We start from the raw sequence: 19,437 nt of genomic DNA, 5'->3' as shown, positions 1-19,437 counted from the left end.
GACGCCGCGTCGGCGACACAGCGTAGCGTTCGCGATCTTCGTACGGGCATCCGATTCCCGCATCGAGCGGGAGGCCAGGCAAGATGGGGGCGTGACCCTCATCGATCAGCTGCCGCCGACCGCCGACCCCGACGCCCTGTACGAAGCCTTCGAGTCGTGGACTCAGGAGCGCGGTCTGACCCTCTACCCCCACCAGGAGGAGGCGCTGATCGAGGTGGTCTCCGGCGCGAACGTGATCGTGTCGACGCCCACCGGCTCCGGCAAGAGCATGATCGCCGCCGGTGCCCACTTCGCCGCGCTCGCCCGTGACGAGGTCACCTTCTACACGGCCCCGATCAAGGCGCTGGTCTCGGAGAAGTTCTTCGAGCTGTGCAAGCTGTTCGGCACCGAGAACGTCGGCATGCTGACCGGCGACGCGTCCGTCAACGCCGACGCCCCGGTCATCTGCTGCACCGCCGAGGTCCTCGCGTCGATCGCGCTGCGCGACGGCAAGCACGCGGACGTCGGCCAGGTCGTCATGGACGAATTCCACTTCTACGCGGAGCCGGACCGCGGCTGGGCCTGGCAGATTCCGCTCCTGGAGCTGCCGCAGGCTCAGTTCATCCTGATGTCGGCGACGCTCGGCGACGTCTCGATGTTCGAGAAGGACCTCACCCGGCGCACCGGCCGGCCGACCTCGGTGGTCCGCTCGGCGACCCGCCCGGTCCCGCTGTCCTACGAGTACCGGCGCACGCCGCTCACCGAGACCCTGACCGAACTGCTGCAGACCCAGCAGGCGCCCGTCTACATCGTGCACTTCACCCAGGCGCAGGCGGTGGAGCGGGCGCAGGCGCTGATGAGCATCAACATGTGCTCGCGTGAGGAGAAGGAGCAGATCGCCGAGCTGATCGGCAACTTCCGCTTCACCACGAAGTTCGGCCGCAACCTCTCCCGGTACGTGCGGCACGGGATCGGCGTGCATCACGCCGGCATGCTGCCGAAGTACCGGCGTCTGGTGGAGAAGCTGGCCCAGGCCGGTCTGCTGAAGGTCATCTGCGGCACCGACACGCTCGGCGTCGGCGTCAACGTCCCCATCCGCACGGTGATGTTCACGGCGCTGACCAAGTACGACGGCAGCCGGGTGCGCACGCTGCGCGCGCGGGAGTTCCACCAGATCGCGGGCCGTGCCGGGCGCGCCGGTTTCGACACGGCGGGCTTCGTGGTGGCGCAGGCCCCCGAGCACGTCATCGAGAACGAGAAGGCGCTCGCCAAGGCAGGCGACGACCCGAAGAAGCGCCGCAAGGTGGTCCGCAAGAAGGCGCCCGAGGGGTTCGTGGCGTGGTCGGAGGACACCTTCGAGAAGCTGATCGCCTCCGAACCGGAGCCGCTGACGTCCCGCTTCCGGGTGACGCACACCATGTTGCTGTCGGTGATCGCGCGGCCCGGCAACGCCTTCGAGGCGATGCGTCATCTGCTGGAGGACAACCACGAGCCGCGCAAGCAGCAGCTGCGGCACATCCGGCGCGCGATCGCGATCTACCGCTCGCTGCTGGACGGCGGCATCGTCGAGAAGCTGGACGAGCCGGACGCCGAGGGCCGCATCGTGCGCCTCACCGTGGACCTGCAGCAGGACTTCGCGCTGAACCAGCCGCTGTCCACCTTCGCGCTCGCCGCGTTCGAGCTGCTGGACCCGGAGTCGCCGTCGTACGCGCTGGACATGGTGTCCGTGGTGGAGTCCACGCTGGACGACCCGCGGCAAATCCTCGTCGCCCAGCAGAACAAGGCGCGTGGTGAGGCGGTGGCCGCGATGAAGGCGGACGGCGTCGAGTACGAGGAGCGCATGGAGCGCCTCCAGGACGTCACCTACCCGAAGCCCCTGGAAGAGCTGCTTTCCCACGCGTACAACACGTACCGCAAGAGCCACCCCTGGGTCGGTGACCATCCGCTGTCGCCGAAGTCCGTGATCCGGGACATGTACGAGCGGGCGCTGTCCTTCACGGAGCTGGTGTCCTACTACGAGCTGGCGCGCACCGAGGGCATCGTGCTGCGGTACCTGGCCGGTGCCTACAAGGCGCTCGACCACACCGTCCCCGACGACCTGAAGTCCGAGGACCTCCAGGATCTGATCGAGTGGCTGGGCGAGATGGTGCGCCAGGTCGACTCCAGCCTGCTCGACGAGTGGGAGCAGCTGGCCAACCCGGAGGAGATGACGGCCGAGGAGGCCCAGGAGAAGGCCGACCAGGTCAAGCCGGTCACCACCAACGCGCGGGCCTTCCGGGTCCTGGTCCGCAACGCGATGTTCCGCCGGGTCGAGCTGGCCGCCCTGGACCGGATCGACGAGCTGGGCGAGCTGGACGCCGAGGCCGGCTGGGACGCCGACGCCTGGGGTGAGGCGATGGACAAGTACTGGGACGAGTACGAGGAGCTCGGTACCGGTCCGAACGCGCGTGGCCCCAAGCTGCTGCTGATCGAGGAGGAGCCGCAGAACGGCCTGTGGCGGGTCCGCCAGATCTTCGACGACCCGAACGGCGACCACGACTGGGGCATCAGCGCCGAGATCGACCTCGCCGCGTCCGACGCCGAGGGCCGCGCGGTGGTCCGGGTCACCGACGTCGGCCAGCTGTGAGCGCAGGAGAACGACACCCATGACGAACCCCGCCGAAAGGCTCGTCGACCTGCTCGACCTTGAGCAGATCGAGGTCAACATCTTCCGTGGCCGCAGCCCCGAGGAGTCCCTGCAACGGGTCTTCGGCGGCCAGGTGGCCGGCCAGGCGCTGGTCGCCGCCGGCCGCACCACGGAGGGCGACCGACCGGTGCACTCGTTGCACGCGTACTTCCTGCGCCCGGGCCGGCCGGGCGTGCCGATCGTGTACCAGGTCGAACGGGTCCGCGACGGGCGGTCGTTCACGACCCGCCGGGTCACGGCCGTGCAGCAGGGCCGCACGATCTTCAATCTCACCGCCTCCTTTCACAAGCCTGAGGAAGGGAGCTTCGAGCACCAGTTGCCGCCGGCCCGGAAGGTGCCGGTCCCGGAGTCTCTGCCGACGGTCGTCGACGAGATCCGTGAGCATCTGGGCGCGCTGCCCGAGCAGTTGGAGCGGATGGCACGCCGCCAGCCGTTCGACATCCGCTATGTGGACCGGCTGCGCTGGACGCCCGACGAGGTCGAGGGGGCCGAGCCGCGCAGCGCGGTGTGGATGCGGGCGGTCGGTCCGCTGGGGGACGATCCGCTGGTGCACACCTGCGCGCTGACCTACGCCAGTGACATGACCCTCCTGGACGCCGTCCGCATTCCGGTCGAGCCGCTGTGGGGCCCGCGGGGCTTCGACATGGCGTCGCTGGACCACGCGATGTGGTTCCACCGGCCGTTCCGCGCGGACGAGTGGTTCCTGTACGACCAGGAGTCGCCGATCGCGACGGGTGGCCGGGGCCTGGCCCGTGGCCGGATCTACGATCTTCAGGGCCGTCTGCTGGTGTCCGTCGTCCAGGAGGGGCTGTTCCGGGCTCTGTAGTTCAGGAGCTTCTGCGGCGCAGCCATCGAAGCAGGCCGCGCTGCCGCTCCGGCTCGCACGCGGGCTCCGGCTCGCACGCGGGCTCCGGCTCGCACGCGGGTTCCGGCTCGCGCTGGTCGGGCTCGTGCCCGGGGTGGAGGGGCGCGGGCGGTGTCCGCCGTGGTGCCGGGCGAGGTGCGGGTCGCTGTTCGCGGGCTTCCGCCAGGGCCTGGGTCAGGTCGGCGCGCAGCCAGGCGATCTCGTCGGGGTCGTCGGCCGTCGCGATCCGCGCGGCGAGCTGGGCGGCGGGAGAGCCCGGTGTGCTCTGCCCCGGAGGATCCGGCCGGAAGCGGTTCAGGTGAGCGCGTTCGTACGGGTCCTTGACGAGTTCCGCGATCTGGACCGGGTCGAGCAGGGCGGCCGGCGCCGCGGCCCGCTCCCAGGGGTCGTGGGCCTGTCGCAGCAGGAACCCCAGGTGCCGTCCCCGCCAGTTCCGGGGCCGCAGGTCGAGCCCGGCGTTCAACTGGTCCCGCAGGCCTTCGGGTACGCGGCCCTTCAGCAGCGCGGTGTTCTCCTCGTCTGCGGTGAACTGCCGTAGCTCGTCGGCCAGATAGAGCCATACCAAGGCTCGATAGCGGTTCACGTAGAAGCGCACCGGCGCCACCAGCCCCAGGCGTGCGAGGCGGGTGAACCTGGTCTCCGTGATGCCCATGACGGCCGCGGCCTCGCGTGTGCCCACCGTCCGCAGGCTGTCGAGGAGCGCTTCGGGGAAGCCCTCCGCCGAGCGCAGCCGGTCGATCTCGGCGTGTGGGACACGGAGGCCGCCGCCCCCTTCGTCGGGCACCGTGCGGATGCGGCCGAGGTGCACCGCGAGGTCGAACTCGGTGCGCTTGAGGCCCAGTTCGCGGGCGGCGCGGCCCGGTGCCCAGGTGAGGTGGTCCGTCGTGGTGATGGTGTCGCCTGACATCGATGGTCTCCCCCGTGGAGTCGTCCGCTCACGCTCCGTGCGTTCGCGGTGACACAAAGGTATCCGGAACGGCCGACAGCGCGGCGAGCCTGTGGATAACTTCGCGGAGGAGGTCGAACGCGCAGGTCAGCGGTCGACGGCAGGGGCCCGTTCCGGTAGGCGGGCGTCCACGCCGAGGTGTTCTCCGACCCGGTTGACGAGCAGTGTCATCTCGTACGCGATCTGGCCGATGTCGGCCTCCGCGCCGCTGAGCACGCACAGACAGCTGCCGTTGCCCGCGGCGGTGACGAACAGGACCGCGTCGTCGAACTCCACCATCGTCTGGCGGACGCCGCCCGCGCCGAAGTGGCGGCCCGATCCCTTGGCGAGGCTGTGCAGTCCGGACGCGACGGCGGCCAGATGTTCGGCGTCCTCTCGCCGCAGTCCCGTGCTCGCGCCCGTCACCAGTCCGTCGTTGGACAGGACCAGTGCGTGCCGCACTTGTTCGACGCGCTCGGTCAGGTCGTCCAGCAGCCAGCCAAGTCCCCGGTTCTGCGCCATGATCCGGTCTCCCCGTGTGATGTCTCCCCCTGGCCGGAGGATCTCTCCGCCAGCCTTCCCCAGGAGCGACGCGCGGGCAAGGAGGATGGCGGCATGGCACACAAGATGACCGACACGCAATGGCGGGAGTTCGTCTCGCACGGCACCCGCACCGGAAAGCTGTCGACCGTCCGGGAGGACGGGAGCCCCCACGTGGCGCCCATCTGGTTCCTGCTGGACGGCGACGAGGTGGTGTTCACCACGGGCAAGGACACCGTGAAGGGGCGCAACCTGGCCCGCGACGGCCGGGTCGCCCTCTGTGTGGACGACGACCGGCCGCCCTTCGCCTACGTGGTGCTGCGGGGCCGCGCGCGGCTGTCGGAGGACCTGGACGAGCTGCGGCACTGGGCGGCGCGGATCGGAGCGCGGTACATGGGCGACGACCGCGCCGAGGAGTACGGAGCGCGCAACGGCGTACCCGGCGAGGTCCTGGTGCGGGTCACCCTCGACAAGGTGCTGGCGGAGGGCGGCGTGGCCGAGTGACGCCGGCCGTTCGCCACGCCGCTCCGGTCAGCTGACGGAGTCGAGCAGCCGGGCGGTGTGCATCCGCCCGGCGTACTCGACGAGCCGGATCAGCACCTCCTTGCCGGAGTCGCGGTCGCGGGCGTCGCAGAGCACGACGGGGGTGCCCTGGTCCAAGTCGAGGGCGCGGGAGACGTCGTGGCCGCCGTAGGTGCGGGCGCCCGCGAAGCAGTTGACGGCCACCACGAACGGGATGTGCCGGTGCTCGAAGTAGTCCACCGCGGGGAAGCAGTCCTCCAGGCGGCGGGTGTCGGCGAGGACGACGGCGCCGAGGGCGCCCTGCGACAGCTCGTCCCACAGGAACCAGAAGCGGTCCTGGCCGGGTGTGCCGAACAGGTAGAGGGACAGTCCCGACCGGATGGTGATGCGGCCGAAGTCCATGGCGACGGTCGTCGTGACCTTCTGGTCCACTCCGTCGGTGTCGTCCACCAGTTGTCCGGCCTGGCTGAGCAGTTCCTCGGTGCGCAGCGGCCGGATCTCGCTGACCGCGCCCACCAGGGTCGTCTTGCCCACGCCGAAACCACCGGCGACCAGTATCTTCAACGCCAGCGCGGTGTTGTCGCCGCCGAGGGCGTCGGAGTTATCGGAGACCATCGATCACTTCTCTCTGGTGTGCCGGCATTGTCTGACGACCGTGCGTCTACAGGGCTCGCAGTCCTTCGATCACCTCGCGCAGAATCCGCTCGTCGGGCAGCTGCGCGGGGGGTACGGGGCGGCTCACGGTGACGCGGCCGAGTTCCAGCAGGTCTCCGAGGAGCACCCGGACCACCCCGACGGGCAGGTCGGCACCCGCGGCGAGTTCGGCGACCGACTGGGTCTCCGCGCGGCACAGCTCGATCAGGGCGCGGTGTTCCGGTCCGAGCATGCCGTCGCCGTCGGGGCCGGCCGCGCCCGGGTCGAGCGTGACGAGGGCGATGAGGTCGAAGGGGACCCCTGTGGGGCCGGGTTTGGTGCGCCCGCCGGTCATGGCGTACGGACGTACCAGGGGCCCTGCCTCGTGGTCGTACCACTGACTGTCCCGCTCGCTCGGGGCGTCGGCCGTGTCGGGCCTGTCGGGCCTGTCGGTCGTCTCGGTCGTGTCCTCGGTCATCGCTGCGGACCGCCCTTTCGGCTCATCCGGCGGCGGGCGGCCGCGCGGAGGCCCGCGGTGGTGTGTACAGGTGCTCGCCGACCCGCTTGACGAGCCGGGCCATCTCGTAGGCGACGAGGCCGATGTCCGCGGTCACGGCGGTCATGACGGCGAGGCAGGTGCCGTCGCCGGCGGCTGCGACGAACAGGAAGGCGTCGTCCATCTCGACCATGGTCTGGCGTACGCCGCCGACGCCGAAGTGCCGGCCGGCGCCTTTGGCCAGGCTGTGGAAGCCGGAGGCGACCGCGGCGAGGTGTTCGGCGTCCTCGCGGCCCAGGTCGCTGGAGGCGCCCACGGCGAGTCCGTCGTTGGAGAGCACCACGGCGTGCCGTACCTCGTGCACCCGCAGCACCAGGTCGTCGAGCAGCCAGTCGAGTTCGCCGGACCGCTGGGCGGCCCTCGGGTCCTGGATCATGCGGGGTCTCCTTCACTGCTGTCACGGCCGGGGCGCCGGCCGCCGCCTCGGGCCCAGCCGTCGCGGTAGGCCGTCATGCGGTCCCGTACGAGTTCCGGGGTGCGCGTCTCGTCGCCGTGCGGCCCTGGCGGTCGGGCCGGTTCCTCGGGGCGTCGGTCGCGCAGTTGGGGGACGAGATGGGTCTGCCGTACCCGGCGGGGGAGGTCGTCGGGGCTTTCGGGAGTGTCGGGCGGTCGGTGCAGGCGCAAGGCGGTGACTCCCGGGGGCGGGGGTTCGGGGCTGTGCTCCGCCACGGCCGGGGCGGGGGCTGGGGCCACCAGCACGGGCCGGTCGGCAGTTGCCGGAACGGCTTGGACGGACGCCTCCTGGTGGCCCGAGCCGTCGGGCACGCGCGCGTAGGCGCGTTCGGTGTCCTGTTCCGCGGTGGCCGGCTCGTCGGGGGCGCGTTCCGGCGCGCCGTTGTGCAACAGCGCTTTCGGCAGCAGGACGACGGCCGTGGTGCCGCCGTAGGGCGAGGTCCGCAGGTGGACCTTGATGTCGTGCCGTGCCGCGAGCCTGCTGACCACGAAGAGGCCGAGCCGGTCGCTGTCGAACAGGTCCAGCGCCTCCGACTGCTCGATACGGCGGTTGGCCTCGGCCAGGGTCTCCGGGCCCATGCCCAGGCCGCGGTCCTCGACCTCGACGGCGTATCCGTTGCCGACGGGTTCGCCGGTGACCCGCACGCGCGTGTGGGGCGGCGAGAACTGGGCGGCGTTCTCGATGATCTCGGCGAGGAGGTGGGTGAGGTCGGCGACGGCGGCGCCGATGACGGACGCCTCGGGGAGTTGCCGTACCTCCACGCGCGCGTAGTCCTCGATCTCGGACACGGCCGCGCGGACCACGTTGGTCAGGGACACCGGCATGCGCCAGGCCCTGCCGGGGGCGGCGCCGGAGAGGATGATCAGGCTCTCGGCGTGCCGCCGCATGCGGGTGGTGAGGTGGTCGAGCCGGAACAGGTCGCTCAGCTCGTCGGGGTCGTCGGAGCGGCGTTCCATGCTGTCCAGGAGGCTCAGCTGCCGGTGGACGAGGACCTGGCTGCGGCGGGCGAGGTTGACGAAGACGCCGGAGATGCCGCTGGCGAGTTCGGCGCGTTCGACAGCGGCCCGCAGCGCCGCGCGGTGCACGGTGCCCAGTGCCTCGGCGACCTGTCCGGTCTCGTCCTCGGCGGGTGGTCCGGGCGGGGCCTCCGCGCGGATGTCGATCTCCTCGCCGGCCCGCAGTCTCAGCATCGCCTCGGGGAGTTTGCGGCGGGCGATCTCCAGGGCGCCGTTGCGCAGGCTGACCAGTTCGACGACGAGGCCGCGGCCGATGCGCACCGAGATGACGAGGGAGGCGGCGACGGCCGCGAGGCCGAGGAGGACGGCGGCTCCGGCCGGGGTGAGCAGGCCGCGGGTGAACGGGTCGGCGCGGTCGGCGACGCCGCGCGCCGCGTCGCGCTCGATGGTCCGCATACCGTCCTGGACGTGCCCGTGCGCCTTCTGCCAGGCGGCTTCCGGTGCCGCCGCGACCGCGCGGGCGCCCGCGCTGCTGGCCAGGACCCGGTCCTCCAGAGCGCCCACGGCGGCGTAGTCGGCGCCTTCGGCGAGGTCGAGCCAGGCGGTGCGTTCGTCGCCGCGCAGGTCGGCGACGGCGGCCTCGGTGAGGGTGCGCCGGGTGTCGACGGCGCCGGTGAACAGCCGCAGCCGCTCTCCGGTGAGTCCGTCGGCGAGGCGGGCGCTCGCCAGCAGGACGTCCTCCTGCGCCAGGGCCTCGCCCGCGCGGGAGAACTCCAGCAGCACGCGCGCGTCGGAACCGAGTTCGGCGTCCTGGACTCCGGTGAGCGCGCCGGTCACGCCGAAGGCGTGCGCGATGGTCTCGGTGTACCGCTCGTACGTCTCGTTCCAGCCGGTGCGGTGGTCGAGCACGGCGGTGCGCAGCGGGCGCAGCTCCCCGGCCTCGGTGACGAACGCGACGAGGCGTCGGGCGACCTCGGCGGGCAGTTCCTGGCCGTCGGCGACGGTTCCCCGCTCGCCGAGGCGGAGTCTCGCCACCGCGCGGTCGGTGTGTTCCGCGAGCCGGTCCAGGTCGCCCCTCCCGCCGGCCGACGGGTCGGTCGCGTACCGCACGGCGGCGGCACGCTCGGCCTGAAGGGCGGCGACGGCGTCCGCGACGGGGGTGCGGACCTCGGCGTCGACGCGCTGCAGCTGGCGCAGCCGGGAGATGTCCTGGGCGGTGGTGACGGTGGCGTACGCCCACAGCGCCAGCAGCGACACGACGGGCACCATCAGCAGGCAGATGATCTTGGCGCGAACGGTACGGGGCCGTATCCGCCAGCGTGTGTCACGCGTGCCCGCGCGGTCCGCCGGTATGCCGGCGGCGTCCGGGCCCTCGTCCGCCGGTGGGCCGGCGTGCGCGCGGCGGCCGCGCACCGCGGGCCGGGGGGTCTCGGCGCCGGCCGTCGGGGTCCTTCGGGATGTAGGCATGGCCTCCTGCCTCGGCAAGGGGGTTCGGGCGGTTCAGCGGGCAGCGGTCTCGACCGGTCGCTGTGCGGAGGCGGAGGCCTCGCGCTCCCCCGCCGTCGGCGACAGAGCGACGAATGCCGAGGTCAGGAAGAGATAGGACCCGAGGCCGACGGCGAGGGGGAAGACGAACTGCATCGCCGTGGCCCCGGGCAGCGGATCGCCGGCGGGCGTGACCCGCACCTGGACCGCGAGCATGCCGGTGTAGTGCATGCTGCTGACCGCCGCGCCCATGACGAGGGAGGCGACGGTGACCGCGGCGGGCGCCTTGATGTTGAGCGCCGCCCAGAGGGCCGCCGTCGCCGCGACGACGGCGATCAGCACGGAGAGGCCGACGAGCACCGGGTCGTAGGTCACGTCACCGTGCAGTCGTACGGCGGCCATGCCCAGGTAGTGCATGCTGGCCACGCCCAGTCCGGTGGTGAGTCCGCCGAGCAGGAGGGCGCGGGTGCGGTCACGGCCGTAGCCGACCGCGAAGACGCCGGCGCAGACGACGATCATGGCCACCAGCAGGCTGAGCACGGTCGGTGCGACGTCGTAGCGGATCTCGGTGCCGCTGACGCGGAAGCCCAGCATGGCCACGAAGTGCATGGTCCAGATGCCGGTGCCGATGGCGGAGGCGGCGGTGATCAGCCAGTTGCGGCGCGAGCGCCCGGTGGCACCGAGGGCGCGCACGGTGCAGCGCAGCCCGAGGGCGGCGCCTACGCAGGCCATGGCGTACGACAGCACGGGGGTCAGCCAGCCGAAGGCGGCGTGGTCCAGGTGTCCCATGGCCCCGGGACGCTAGCCGGGGCACAGGCGCACGAAGGGGGCGCATTTCGAAAGCTGTTGGAATATGACACACAGAGGTACCTGAACGATCGCGTCCAGCTCGAACATGCACACCGCGACGTCATCCGTGCCGGTGAGGGATCATGCGGAACATGAGCGACGACCGTACGCACGTCCAGGAGTTCTTCACCGCCCGCGCCGCCGACTGGGACAGCCGCTTCCCCGACGACGGCCCGGCCTACGCGGCCGCGGTCGCCGAGCTGGGACTGCGCGCGGGCGACCGCGTCCTCGACGCGGGCTGCGGCACCGGACGCGCCCTGCCGCCGCTGAGGGCGGCCGTCGGGCCGTCCGGAGTGGTGCTCGGGGCCGACCTGACCCCGGCGATGCTCCAGGCGGCCGTACGGGCGGGCAGAGGCCGGGACGGGCTGCTGCTGCTCGCGGACGTGGCCGCCCTGCCGCTGCGGGCCGAGGCGCTGGACGCGGTCTTCGCGGCGGGCCTCATCGCCCATCTGCCCGATCCTGCCGCGAATCTGCGGGAGCTCGCGCGTGTCGTGCGCCCCGGGGGCCGGCTCGCCCTGTTCCATCCGATCGGCCGCGCGGCGCTGGCGGCCCGCCACGGGCGGCGGATCACCCCGGACGACCTCCGCGCGGAGCCCAATCTCCGGCCCCTGCTCGCCGGTTCGGGGTGGCGGATGACGTCGTACGTCGACGAGGACGCCCGGTTCCTGGTCCTCGCCGATCGCGAGGGCTGAGCCCTCACATCCGCCCGGCGACCGCCGCCGCGAAGGCGTCGGGGTTGTCGAACATGACGTTGTGCCCGGCTCCGGGCACGGTCACGACGCGTACCCCGGCGGCCTCCAGCGTCCGCCGCCCGTCGAGCTCCCCGCTCAGCTCGCCCTGCAAGTAGACGCGGTCGACGGTCAGTTCCTCCAGGATGGCGCGCATCATGGGCTGCGATCCGCGGCGCAGTCCGACGGCGCTGCGATGCAGGGCGCGCGGGTCGGCGTGCCGCATGGTCGACGCCCACAGGGGACCCACTTTCTCCAGCACGCGCGCGTACCCGCCGTCGACGAAATCGTCCTCCTCATAGGAGGCGATTCCGCTGCTGCCCGCGGTGGGTGGCGGGAAGGCGTCGAGGTTGGCTTCGGTGAGGACCAGCCGGGAGACGAGGTCGGGCCGCCGGTGGGCCAGCACCAGGGCGACGGCGCCGCCCATGCTGTGCGCGATCAGTTCGGCGCCGCCCACGCCCGCGGCGTCGAGTGCGGCCGCGAGGGCGGCGGCGTGCTCCTCGAGGCTGTAACCGAAGCCGGCGGGCCGGTCGCTGATGCCGTGCCCGGGCAGGTCGACGAAGAGGCTGCGCCGGCCCGCGAGTTCCGGCCGGGCCGCGATATGGGCGTGATAGGCGGCGGAGGCCGAGCCGAGCCCGTGGACGTACACCCGCGCGGGTTCCGCCCCCGGTGTCTCCGTCCACCGGATCCGGCTGCCCTCACCGTCGAACTCGGCTTGCCGCATGGCGCCTCCCTCATTGATCCACCGTCGTTGTCGGCTCACCCAGGAACATACATCGGTTACGAGGTATAGAGAAGCCGGGGTATGACTCAGGGGTAGTACTCCAGATCAGATGTACAGCGGGATTGGAGTGCGCGAGAATGCCGCCATGCTGGAGCTGGCCATCCTCGGATTTCTTTACGACACCCCGCTGCACGGCTATGAGCTGCGCAAACGCATCACAGCGCTGACGGGCCACGTGCGGCCGGTCGCGGAGAGCACGCTGTACCCCGCGATCAAGCGCCTGGAACAGGCGGGCCTCCTGGAACGGGCCACCGAACCCGGATCGGTGGCCGCGCCCCGGCATGTGCTGTCGCTGACCGACAAGGGCAAGTGGGAACTGCGCCGCAGGCTCGCCGAGCCCACCCGGCGTGACATCACCGACGAGAACCGCTGGTTCACGGTGCTCGCCTTCCTCCGCCACCTGGACGACGCCGGCGCCCAGGCGGCAGTACTGCGCCGCAGACTTGCCTTCCTGGAGGAGCCCGCGAGCTTCTTCTACGACGGTGACCGGCCGCTCGCCGCGGAGGAACTGGACGACCCGTTCCGGCAGGGCATCCTGACCATCGCCCGCGCCACCTCGCGGGCCGAACTCGGCTGGCTGCGCGCCACCCTGGAATCACTCGGCGACTGACCCCTGCGCACCACCCGGGGCGACGCCGGTCCGAAGCGCTTCACCGCGCCGTCCCTGCGCCCTTCCTCTTCTGCCGCCGAAGCTTCAACTCTACGTTGAAGGGCAACGTTTGTACGATCAGCGACGAGACCTCACAGGGGGAAGGCGGTCGGCATGTTCGGCAAGATGCGGGAGTCCTGGAGCAGATTTCGCGGTGCGGGGCGGGAGGAGCGGGCCGCCACCCGTGACGCACGGACGCACAACCTCTTCGAGGCGGCCGCCGTCTATGTGGCGGCCAACGCCGAGGACGACCAGGACCGGGTCGACGAGGCGGCGGGCTGGGTGTCGCCGGAGGCGTTGTCGTTCGGGGTGAACGAGCTGGCGTGCCGGGCCGTGATCGCCCTCGCGCGGGAGCGCGGCGAGTCGCCACAGGCCGTCGCCCGAGACCTCCTCGGGCTGCCTGCGGCCTGAGGCGGGTCGCCCCGGGTGGTTGATTCGTCCGGTCTCCACCGGATCACCGCAGCTCCGCGCGGCCGACGGAGTCGTGACAAGGGGCTCTCGGTCGCACTACGGTGCGCGCCGTTGGGACAAACCCCTGGGGAGGCTGTGATGGCCGGAACGGACGAGTACGCCGTCACCGCCACGGACGACGCGCTGTATGTGCTCACAGCGGTGCTGCTGACACCGGCGAAGTTCCCGAGCGTGCTGGGCGACGACTACCCGGAGGCCTGCGCGGCGCTCGGCCTCGCCCCGCTCGCCGACGGGTACGGCCTGGTGCTGGGCCAGGACGGCGACGGCGCGCGGTGGACCGCGGTCACCGACGACGTGTCCCTGGTGGCCGTCGCGATCGCCTCCTGGGACTGCGGCATGGAGTACGACCTGTCGCCGGACGAGCGCAGTGTGGTCGCGGCGCTGCCCGGCTGGCCCCTGGCGGTCGCCGTGTCGGCGCCCGGTGTGCCCGCGCCGCACGACCCCGATCCCTCGGTCGACGACCGTCGCCCGCTGGCGCCCCCGGACACCGATGTCTGGGGTCCCGCCCAGCGCCGCCTCGGCGCAGACGAGATCGCGCTCCAGTGGGCGCAGTGGCGGGAGCAGATCGACGACGCCGAGTTCGTCACGGCCGGCGCCGGCGAGGCCGGGGAGGGAGCCGAGGCGGGCACCGGGCGGGCCGGTGTGCGGCGTGTGCTGGCCGAGGCACGCGCGTACGTGGACACCCCGCCGCCGCTCGGCCGGGTCCGCTCGTCCTTCGCGCCGGGCGACGCGCGGACGCTGCGCGCCGACGGCCCCGGCTGGTCGATGGTGGCCAGGACCGACGACATCGCGTTCGTGCTGCTCGACGAGGCGCCCGGGGAAGTCCTGCCGGTGGGACGCGGTCCGGAGCTGCCGGGGCTGCTGGAGGCGCTGGACAAGATGGCCGTACGGCCGACCTGAGCGGCCGGGCCGGGCCACGGCGCGTGCCGCGGCCCGGCGGGTGGGTGTCCCACTGAGGTCAACCGGCTTCACGGAGGCGCGGGCGCCCCCTAGGGGGCGTCTCGTCGATCAGGCCGGATCAGGGAGCGGCGTCTGGTGCCGTGCATCGCAAGGCGGAGGAGGGAGCCGATGCGGCGCATCGGGGACCGACGACAACGCGGCGAGGCGCGGTGCCAGACGCCGCGAGCCCGGCATGATCGACGAGACACCCCCTAGCGGCCGAGCTCCTTGCGGGTGACGCGGCGCAGCCGGCGCCGCTGTGACGGGTCCAGGGCGAGGTACGCGGCGGCCGGGACGCCCAGCACGATCAGCAGCGCGGCCCACCAGGGCAACCAGATCAGCAGAATGAGACCGGCCGCCACACCCCCTGCGGCGATCTTCGCGTTCTTCGACATGTGTGTCGCCTCCTTCGCGGCCACTGCCGCTCTCTGCTGTGAAAACGGCCCCGCGCCCGCGGCGGTTCCGTGCCGCGCCCCTGAGACATCCCTGACGCGCACCCCTTAGGGATTCCCCCACAGCCCGAATTCAGTGACTCAGCTCACACCCATTGCATGCGAGGTCGACCGGCTCCGTCCTGTACCCTCGGCCGCTCACCCTCCAGGTAGTCAAATTTGAGGAATGCGACCACACTGTGCAGAGCACTCCCCCGGCAACCTCCTCCGACATCCACGAACTGGCCCACTGCTGCGCGGTGTTCGTACCGGGCGACCCGGCCCGTACCGGCGGGGTCGCCTTCTGGCGGCCCGACGGCGAGGCTCCGCCGGCTGTCGCCGCAGGGGCCCTCACGGACCTGACTGTCATCCTCCCCGGTGAGACCGGCGTCGAGCCGGTCACCGTGCCGGCCGTCGTGCTCCCGATGGGCGCGGCCCTGCCCGTCCTCACCCACGCACGGACCGCCGGACAGGGACATCGCGCGGCCGTGTTCTGGGGCGCGGCGGCCCTGCTGGCCCTGCACTTCACGGCACGCGGTCTGCTGCTGCCCGGCCTGTCCACGGGCGAACACGACGCCTGGCGTGTGGGACCGCTCCGCTCGGAGGACACCGAGCGGATCCGCCGGCTCGCCGCCGCGATGCCGCCCGAGGCGCACGCCGTCGCGCCGGACCTCACCGAACCCCTGCGGCTGCCCGACCCGGAAGGGCTGGTGCGGGCCTTCCTGGACGCCGTCGCCGACACCCTGCCGCGCTCCCCCGCCGCCCCGCTCGTCACCGGCGGCCCGGCCTTCGCGGCACCGGAGCCGCAGCACCGGCCCGACCTGCGCCCCTGGGCCGCGGACATCGCCGCCGGGCACGACGCGGGCGTGCGGATCTCGCTGCGGATCGAAGTGACCGGCCTGACCGACGCGGCGGAGGAGGCGACACCCGCGTTCCGGGCCGTCCCGCAGGTGCACCTGGCCGGCGACCCGTCCGTCGTCGCGGACGCGGCCACCGTGTGGGCCGCGTCGGACGCCACCGGCAGGGCCTTCGGGCCGGGTGCCCGGATGGACACGCTGGTGGCACTGCGCCGCGCGGCACGCGCGTGGCCGGCGCTCGGCCCGCTGCTGTCCGCCGCCGTGCCGGACGCCGTTGAACTCGCCGATGAGGAGGTCACCGAGCTGCTGGGCGAGGGCGCCGCCGCCCTGGCGGCCGCCGGGGTGGATGTGCACTGGCCCAGGGAGCTGGCCCGCGAACTGACCACCCGCGCGGTCGTCGGTCCGCCGGACGACGAGCCGGACCCGGGCAGGCTCGCGTCGGACACGCCGTCCTTCCTGTCCGCCGACGCGCTGCTCGCGTTCGACTGGCGGTTCGCGCTCGGCGACCGGCAGCTGACCCGCGAGGAGCTGGACCGGCTCGCGGAGGCCAACCGCCCCGTGGTCCGGCTGCGCGACCAGTGGGTGCTGCTCGACCCCCGGGAGGCGCGTCGCGCCCGCGAACGGCAGGACCACAAGGTCACCCCTGTCGACGCGCTCGGCGCGGCGCTCACCGGCTCCACGGAGGTAGACGGCCACCGGGTCGAGGTACATCCGACCGGGTGGCTGGCCGCGCTGCGCGAACGGCTGTCCGAGCCCGAGGGGCAGGATCCGGTGGCCCAGCCGGCCGCCCTCGCCGCCGACCTGCGGGACTACCAGCGGCGTGGTCTGAACTGGCTGGCCCGGATGACGTCGCTGGGGCTGGGCTGCTGCCTGGCCGACGACATGGGCCTCGGCAAGACCATCACCCTGATCGCCCTCCATCTGCACCGGCAGACCGACCCGTCGTCCGCCGGTCCCACCCTGGTGGTCTGTCCCACGTCCCTGATGGGCAACTGGCAGCGGGAGATCGAGCGGTTCGCGCCCGGCACGCCGGTACGCCGCTTCCACGGCGCCGGGCGCGACCTGGACGGGGTGACCGACGGGGAGTTCGTCCTCACGACGTACGGCACCATGCGCCTGGACGCGCGCCGGCTGGCCGGGGTGCCGTGGGGCCTCGTGGTGACCGACGAGGCGCAGCACGTGAAGAACCCGTACTCGGCGACCGCGCGGGAGCTGCGTTCGATCGGCGCTCGCGCACGTGTGGCGCTCACTGGCACCCCGGTGGAGAACAACCTCTCGGAGCTGTGGGCGATCCTCGACTGGACGACCCCCGGGCTGCTGGGGCGGCTGGGCACCTTCCGCGCGAGGTACGCGCAGGCGGTCGAGGGCGGCCAGGACCCGGCGGCCGCGGACCGGCTGGCCCGGCTGGTGCGCCCGTTCCTGCTGCGCCGCCGCAAGTCCGACCCCGGTATCGCGCCGGAACTGCCGCCGAAGACGGAGACCGACCGCGCGGTGTCGCTCACACCGGAGCAGACGGGTCTCTACGAGGCAGTGGTGCGCGAGACGCTCGCGGAGATCGCGGGTGCCGACAGCATGGCGCGGCGCGGGCTGATCATGAAGCTCCTGACGGGTCTGAAGCAGATCTGCAACCACCCGGCGCAGTACCTCAAGGAGGAGCGGCCCGTGATCGCCGGGCGCTCCGGGAAGCTGGAATTGCTGGACGAGCTGCTGGACACGATCCTCGCCGAGGAGGCGGGCGTCCTGGTCTTCACCCAGTACGTGCAGATGGCCCGGCTCATCGAACGGCACCTCTCCGCGCGGGGTGTGCCCTCGCAGTTCCTGCACGGCGGAACGCCCGTGCAGGAGCGGGAGGCGATGGTGGGGCGGTTCCAGGACGGCGAGGTGCCGGTGTTCCTGCTGTCGTTGAAGGCGGCGGGCACCGGTCTCAACCTCACCCGCGCGGAACACGTCGTGCACTACGACCGCTGGTGGAATCCGGCCGTCGAGGCGCAGGCGACCGACCGCGCGTACCGCATCGGGCAGACGCGGCCCGTGCAGGTGCACCGGCTGATCGCGGAGGGGACGATCGAGGACCGCATCGCCGGGATGCTGAGCCGCAAGCGGGAGCTGGCCGACGCGGTGCTCGGCGCCGGCGAGGGCGCGCTCACCGAGCTGACGGACGCCGAACTGGCCGATCTGGTGGAACTGCGAGGGAGCACGCGATGAACCGGTACGACAACGACACCGAGCGCACCTTCGCCGCGCTGCCGCCCGCGCGGGGGCAAGGTTTCGCCCGCACCTGGTGGGGTCAGGCCTGGCTGAGGGCGCTGGAGGACGCGGCTCTGGACTCGGGGCAGGTGAAGACGGGCCGCCGGCTCGCCCGCGCGGGCGCGGTGGGCGCGGTGTCGGTGCGGCCGGGGCGCATCACCGCGGTCGTCCAGGACCGCGACCGCACGGCGCACCGGGCGGACGTCCTGCTGGAGGAGCTGTCCGCCGAGCAGTGGGACCGTTTTCTGGAGCTGGCGGTCGAGCGGGCCGGGCATGTCGCGGCGCTCGTCGACCGGGAGATGCCGCCGCATCTCGTGGAGGACGCGGCGGTGGCGGGCATCGAGCTGCTGCCGGGGCTGGGCGATCTGGAACCGCGGTGCGACTGCGGTGTCTGGGATCACTGCGGGCACACGGCCGCGCTCTGCTACCAGATGGCGCGGCTGCTCGACGAGGACCCCTTCGTTCTGCTGCTGATGCGGGGACGCGGTGAACGGGCCGTCGTCGACGCGCTCCAGGCGCGTGACGCCGCCTCCGCCTCCGCCCCCGCCGAGCAATCCGGGGCTCCCGTCGGCGTGGACGCCGCGGAGGCGTACGCGGCCGGCGACATCCTGCCGCCGCTGCCTGCCCCGCCCGAGCTGCCCGAGCTGCCCGGACTGCCGCCGTCCCTGGACGCCGAGGCCCCGCCCGCGCCCGGGGTCGACCCGGCCGCCCTGGAGTTCCTGGCGGCCAGGGCGGCCGCGGCGGCGCACCGCATGCTGGCCGAGGCACTGCGGCCCGACGCCGACGTGTCCCGACCCGAGCTGACGGTCGGGCAGGACGCGGTCCGGCTGGCCGCGGGCGCGCCCGAGCGGGCGGTGCTGGAGCGGCTGGCCGACGGCTCGGGGCGACGCCGGGAGGACCTGGCGGCCGCCGTACGCGCCTGGGACCAGGGCGGGCCGGCCGCGCTGGCGGTCCTCGAGGAGGAGTGGACGGTCGAAGGTGACGCCCTCGCACGCGCGCGAGCCGCCCTCGAAACGGCCTGGGACGAGGAGGAGCGCCCGGCGCTGCGTGCGCGAGCCAACCGGTGGACGGTCGTCGGCACCTCCAGCCAGCTGCGCCTGGGCCGCGACGGACGCTGGTGGCCGTATCGCGAGGAGTGTGGCCGCTGGCTGCCGGCCGGCGGCCCGGCGCAGGATCCGGCGACCGCGCTGGCCGCAACGCGGGCCGTCCCCGAGGAGGAGACCTCCTGACGCCGGCGTGCCCGTGACGTGGGTGTGCGTCGCCCGGCATCGGCGACGCACGCCCGCGTGTGGGCCGACCCACACCCACGTGCGCACGGCTGCCGTGCGACCGCGGCTGCCGTACCGACCCTTATGCCGCTCCCGCGCGGCGTAGGGGTAATGGCCACCGTCGCACACCGCTAGGGCAGTCAACCCTCCCCAAGGGACGGAATCAGCGATTCCAGCCCACTGGGGAAGTGGCTGGGGATGCCGCCGGGAAGTTCGCTCGGGAAGCCGCTCGGCAGCTCGGTGGGAAACCCGCTGGGAAGCCCGCTGGGGAACTCCGACGGCCGCGAAGGCAGACCACTGGGCAGCCCGCTCGGGAGCCCGAACGACCGTGTCGGCGAAGGATCGGTGCCGCTGCTGCTGCCCGGCTCGCCGGACGGCCCCTCGTCCGGCGTGTCGTCGCCCGCGAAGGCCACCACCCACAGGACCGCGGCGACGACGCCGACGGCCAGCAGTGCGGCCAGGGCGACGAGAGCCGGGCTGCGCCGCCTCGGCGGGGGCCCGGCGTCTCCGGGCGGCGGCGGTCCGAACCCGCCCGGCGGCGGTACGCCGGGCGGCTGAGGCGGTGGGGGCGGCGTGGCCATACCGCCCAGAGTCGCGCGTTCCGGCCCAATAC

Annotated in this window: 19 protein-coding genes; 9 read left to right on the top strand and 10 right to left on the bottom strand. The window is 72.8% G+C overall.

What is annotated here, in order from left to right; translation table 11 throughout:
- The first annotated feature begins 91 nt into the window (after positions 1-91).
- Together AMK31_RS28925 and AMK31_RS28920 are read left to right on the top strand one after the other, a co-directional pair.
- Positions 92-2,605: a DEAD/DEAH box helicase gene (locus AMK31_RS28925; RefSeq protein WP_073943613.1), complete on the top strand. Its 2,514-nt coding sequence runs from the start codon at positions 92-94 to the stop codon at positions 2,603-2,605.
- Between the two features lie 19 nt (positions 2,606-2,624).
- Complete coding sequence (locus tag AMK31_RS28920; protein ID WP_073943612.1) at positions 2,625-3,491, top strand: acyl-CoA thioesterase; 867 nt, start codon at positions 2,625-2,627, stop codon at positions 3,489-3,491.
- A gap of 1 nt (position 3,492) precedes the next feature.
- On the opposite strand, the gene AMK31_RS28915 is transcribed toward AMK31_RS28920, so the two are convergent.
- The gene (locus AMK31_RS28915; RefSeq protein ID WP_073943611.1) at positions 3,493-4,437 is read right to left on the bottom strand and encodes a DUF6397 family protein; all 945 of its coding nucleotides are present in this window, start codon (positions 4,435-4,437) and stop codon (positions 3,493-3,495) included.
- A gap of 126 nt (positions 4,438-4,563) precedes the next feature.
- Entirely contained in the window at positions 4,564-4,977 is a 414-nt protein-coding gene (locus AMK31_RS28910; protein ID WP_073943610.1) for a roadblock/LC7 domain-containing protein, read from the bottom strand.
- A 93-nt stretch (positions 4,978-5,070) separates the two neighbouring features.
- On the opposite strand from AMK31_RS28910, the gene AMK31_RS28905 reads away from it, so the two are divergent.
- Positions 5,071-5,499, top strand: a complete 429-nt coding sequence (locus AMK31_RS28905; RefSeq protein WP_073943609.1) for a PPOX class F420-dependent oxidoreductase — start codon at positions 5,071-5,073, stop codon at positions 5,497-5,499.
- Between the two features lie 27 nt (positions 5,500-5,526).
- Here AMK31_RS28905 and AMK31_RS28900 read toward each other — a convergent pair whose 3' ends face one another.
- From AMK31_RS28900 to AMK31_RS28880, 5 genes are read right to left on the bottom strand one after another with little or no spacing between them, the layout of a single operon-like run.
- Positions 5,527-6,132 carry a GTP-binding protein gene (locus AMK31_RS28900; RefSeq protein ID WP_073943608.1) on the bottom strand — a complete coding sequence of 202 codons (606 nt, stop codon included), beginning with the start codon at positions 6,130-6,132 and terminating at the stop codon, positions 5,527-5,529.
- A gap of 46 nt (positions 6,133-6,178) precedes the next feature.
- Positions 6,179-6,628, bottom strand: coding sequence for a DUF742 domain-containing protein (locus tag AMK31_RS28895; RefSeq protein ID WP_073943607.1), 450 nt, complete (start codon positions 6,626-6,628; stop codon positions 6,179-6,181).
- A gap of 22 nt (positions 6,629-6,650) precedes the next feature.
- The gene (locus AMK31_RS28890) at positions 6,651-7,082 is read right to left on the bottom strand and encodes a roadblock/LC7 domain-containing protein (RefSeq protein ID WP_073943606.1); all 432 of its coding nucleotides are present in this window, start codon (positions 7,080-7,082) and stop codon (positions 6,651-6,653) included.
- Entirely contained in the window at positions 7,079-9,583 is a 2,505-nt protein-coding gene (locus tag AMK31_RS28885) for a sensor histidine kinase (protein ID WP_073943605.1), read from the bottom strand. The genes AMK31_RS28890 and AMK31_RS28885 overlap by 4 nt, the downstream gene beginning before the upstream one ends.
- Positions 9,584-9,616: 33 nt before the next feature.
- Entirely contained in the window at positions 9,617-10,390 is a 774-nt protein-coding gene (locus AMK31_RS28880; RefSeq protein ID WP_073943604.1) for an MHYT domain-containing protein, read from the bottom strand.
- 152 nt (positions 10,391-10,542) lie between these two features.
- Between AMK31_RS28880 and AMK31_RS28875 the strand changes: the two genes are divergently transcribed.
- On the top strand, positions 10,543-11,142 hold the full coding sequence (locus AMK31_RS28875) for a class I SAM-dependent methyltransferase (RefSeq protein WP_073943681.1): 600 nt from the start codon (positions 10,543-10,545) through the stop codon (positions 11,140-11,142).
- Positions 11,143-11,146: 4 nt separating this feature from the next.
- Here AMK31_RS28875 and AMK31_RS28870 read toward each other — a convergent pair whose 3' ends face one another.
- Positions 11,147-11,902: an alpha/beta fold hydrolase gene (locus AMK31_RS28870; RefSeq protein ID WP_073943603.1), complete on the bottom strand. Its 756-nt coding sequence runs from the start codon at positions 11,900-11,902 to the stop codon at positions 11,147-11,149.
- 145 nt (positions 11,903-12,047) lie between these two features.
- On the opposite strand from AMK31_RS28870, the gene AMK31_RS28865 reads away from it, so the two are divergent.
- The 3 genes from AMK31_RS28865 (at position 12,048) to AMK31_RS28855 (ending at position 13,982) form a co-directional block, all read left to right on the top strand.
- A complete protein-coding gene (locus tag AMK31_RS28865) occupies positions 12,048-12,572 on the top strand; it encodes a PadR family transcriptional regulator (RefSeq protein ID WP_073943602.1) in 525 nt (174 codons plus the stop codon).
- A gap of 153 nt (positions 12,573-12,725) precedes the next feature.
- A complete protein-coding gene (locus AMK31_RS28860) occupies positions 12,726-13,022 on the top strand; it encodes a hypothetical protein (protein ID WP_073943601.1) in 297 nt (98 codons plus the stop codon).
- Between the two features lie 138 nt (positions 13,023-13,160).
- Positions 13,161-13,982: a hypothetical protein gene (locus AMK31_RS28855; protein ID WP_073943600.1), complete on the top strand. Its 822-nt coding sequence runs from the start codon at positions 13,161-13,163 to the stop codon at positions 13,980-13,982.
- Positions 13,983-14,233: 251 nt separating this feature from the next.
- On the opposite strand, the gene AMK31_RS28850 is transcribed toward AMK31_RS28855, so the two are convergent.
- Complete coding sequence (locus tag AMK31_RS28850; protein ID WP_073943599.1) at positions 14,234-14,416, bottom strand: hypothetical protein; 183 nt, start codon at positions 14,414-14,416, stop codon at positions 14,234-14,236.
- Positions 14,417-14,652: 236 nt separating this feature from the next.
- Here AMK31_RS28850 and AMK31_RS28845 point away from each other — a divergent pair, with 236 nt between their 5' ends.
- Both AMK31_RS28845 and AMK31_RS28840 read left to right on the top strand, forming a co-directional pair.
- Positions 14,653-17,514 (top strand): DEAD/DEAH box helicase, encoded by a 2,862-nt coding sequence (locus tag AMK31_RS28845; RefSeq protein WP_073943598.1) that lies wholly within the window; start codon positions 14,653-14,655, stop codon positions 17,512-17,514.
- The gene (locus tag AMK31_RS28840) at positions 17,511-18,785 is read left to right on the top strand and encodes an SWF or SNF family helicase (RefSeq protein ID WP_073943597.1); all 1,275 of its coding nucleotides are present in this window, start codon (positions 17,511-17,513) and stop codon (positions 18,783-18,785) included. Before AMK31_RS28845 ends, AMK31_RS28840 begins: the two co-directional genes overlap by 4 nt.
- Before the next feature lie 179 nt (positions 18,786-18,964).
- Here the strand turns inward: AMK31_RS28840 and AMK31_RS28835 are convergent, their stop codons facing one another.
- Entirely contained in the window at positions 18,965-19,405 is a 441-nt protein-coding gene (locus AMK31_RS28835; RefSeq protein WP_073943596.1) for a hypothetical protein, read from the bottom strand.
- Positions 19,406-19,437: the final 32 nt, after the last annotated feature.

This window comes from Streptomyces sp. TSRI0107, from assembly GCF_001905845.1.
Lineage (GTDB): Bacteria > Actinomycetota > Actinomycetes > Streptomycetales > Streptomycetaceae > Streptomyces.
The sequence above is the reverse complement of the archived record's forward strand: the minus strand, read 5'-3'. Positions and strand labels throughout refer to the sequence as shown.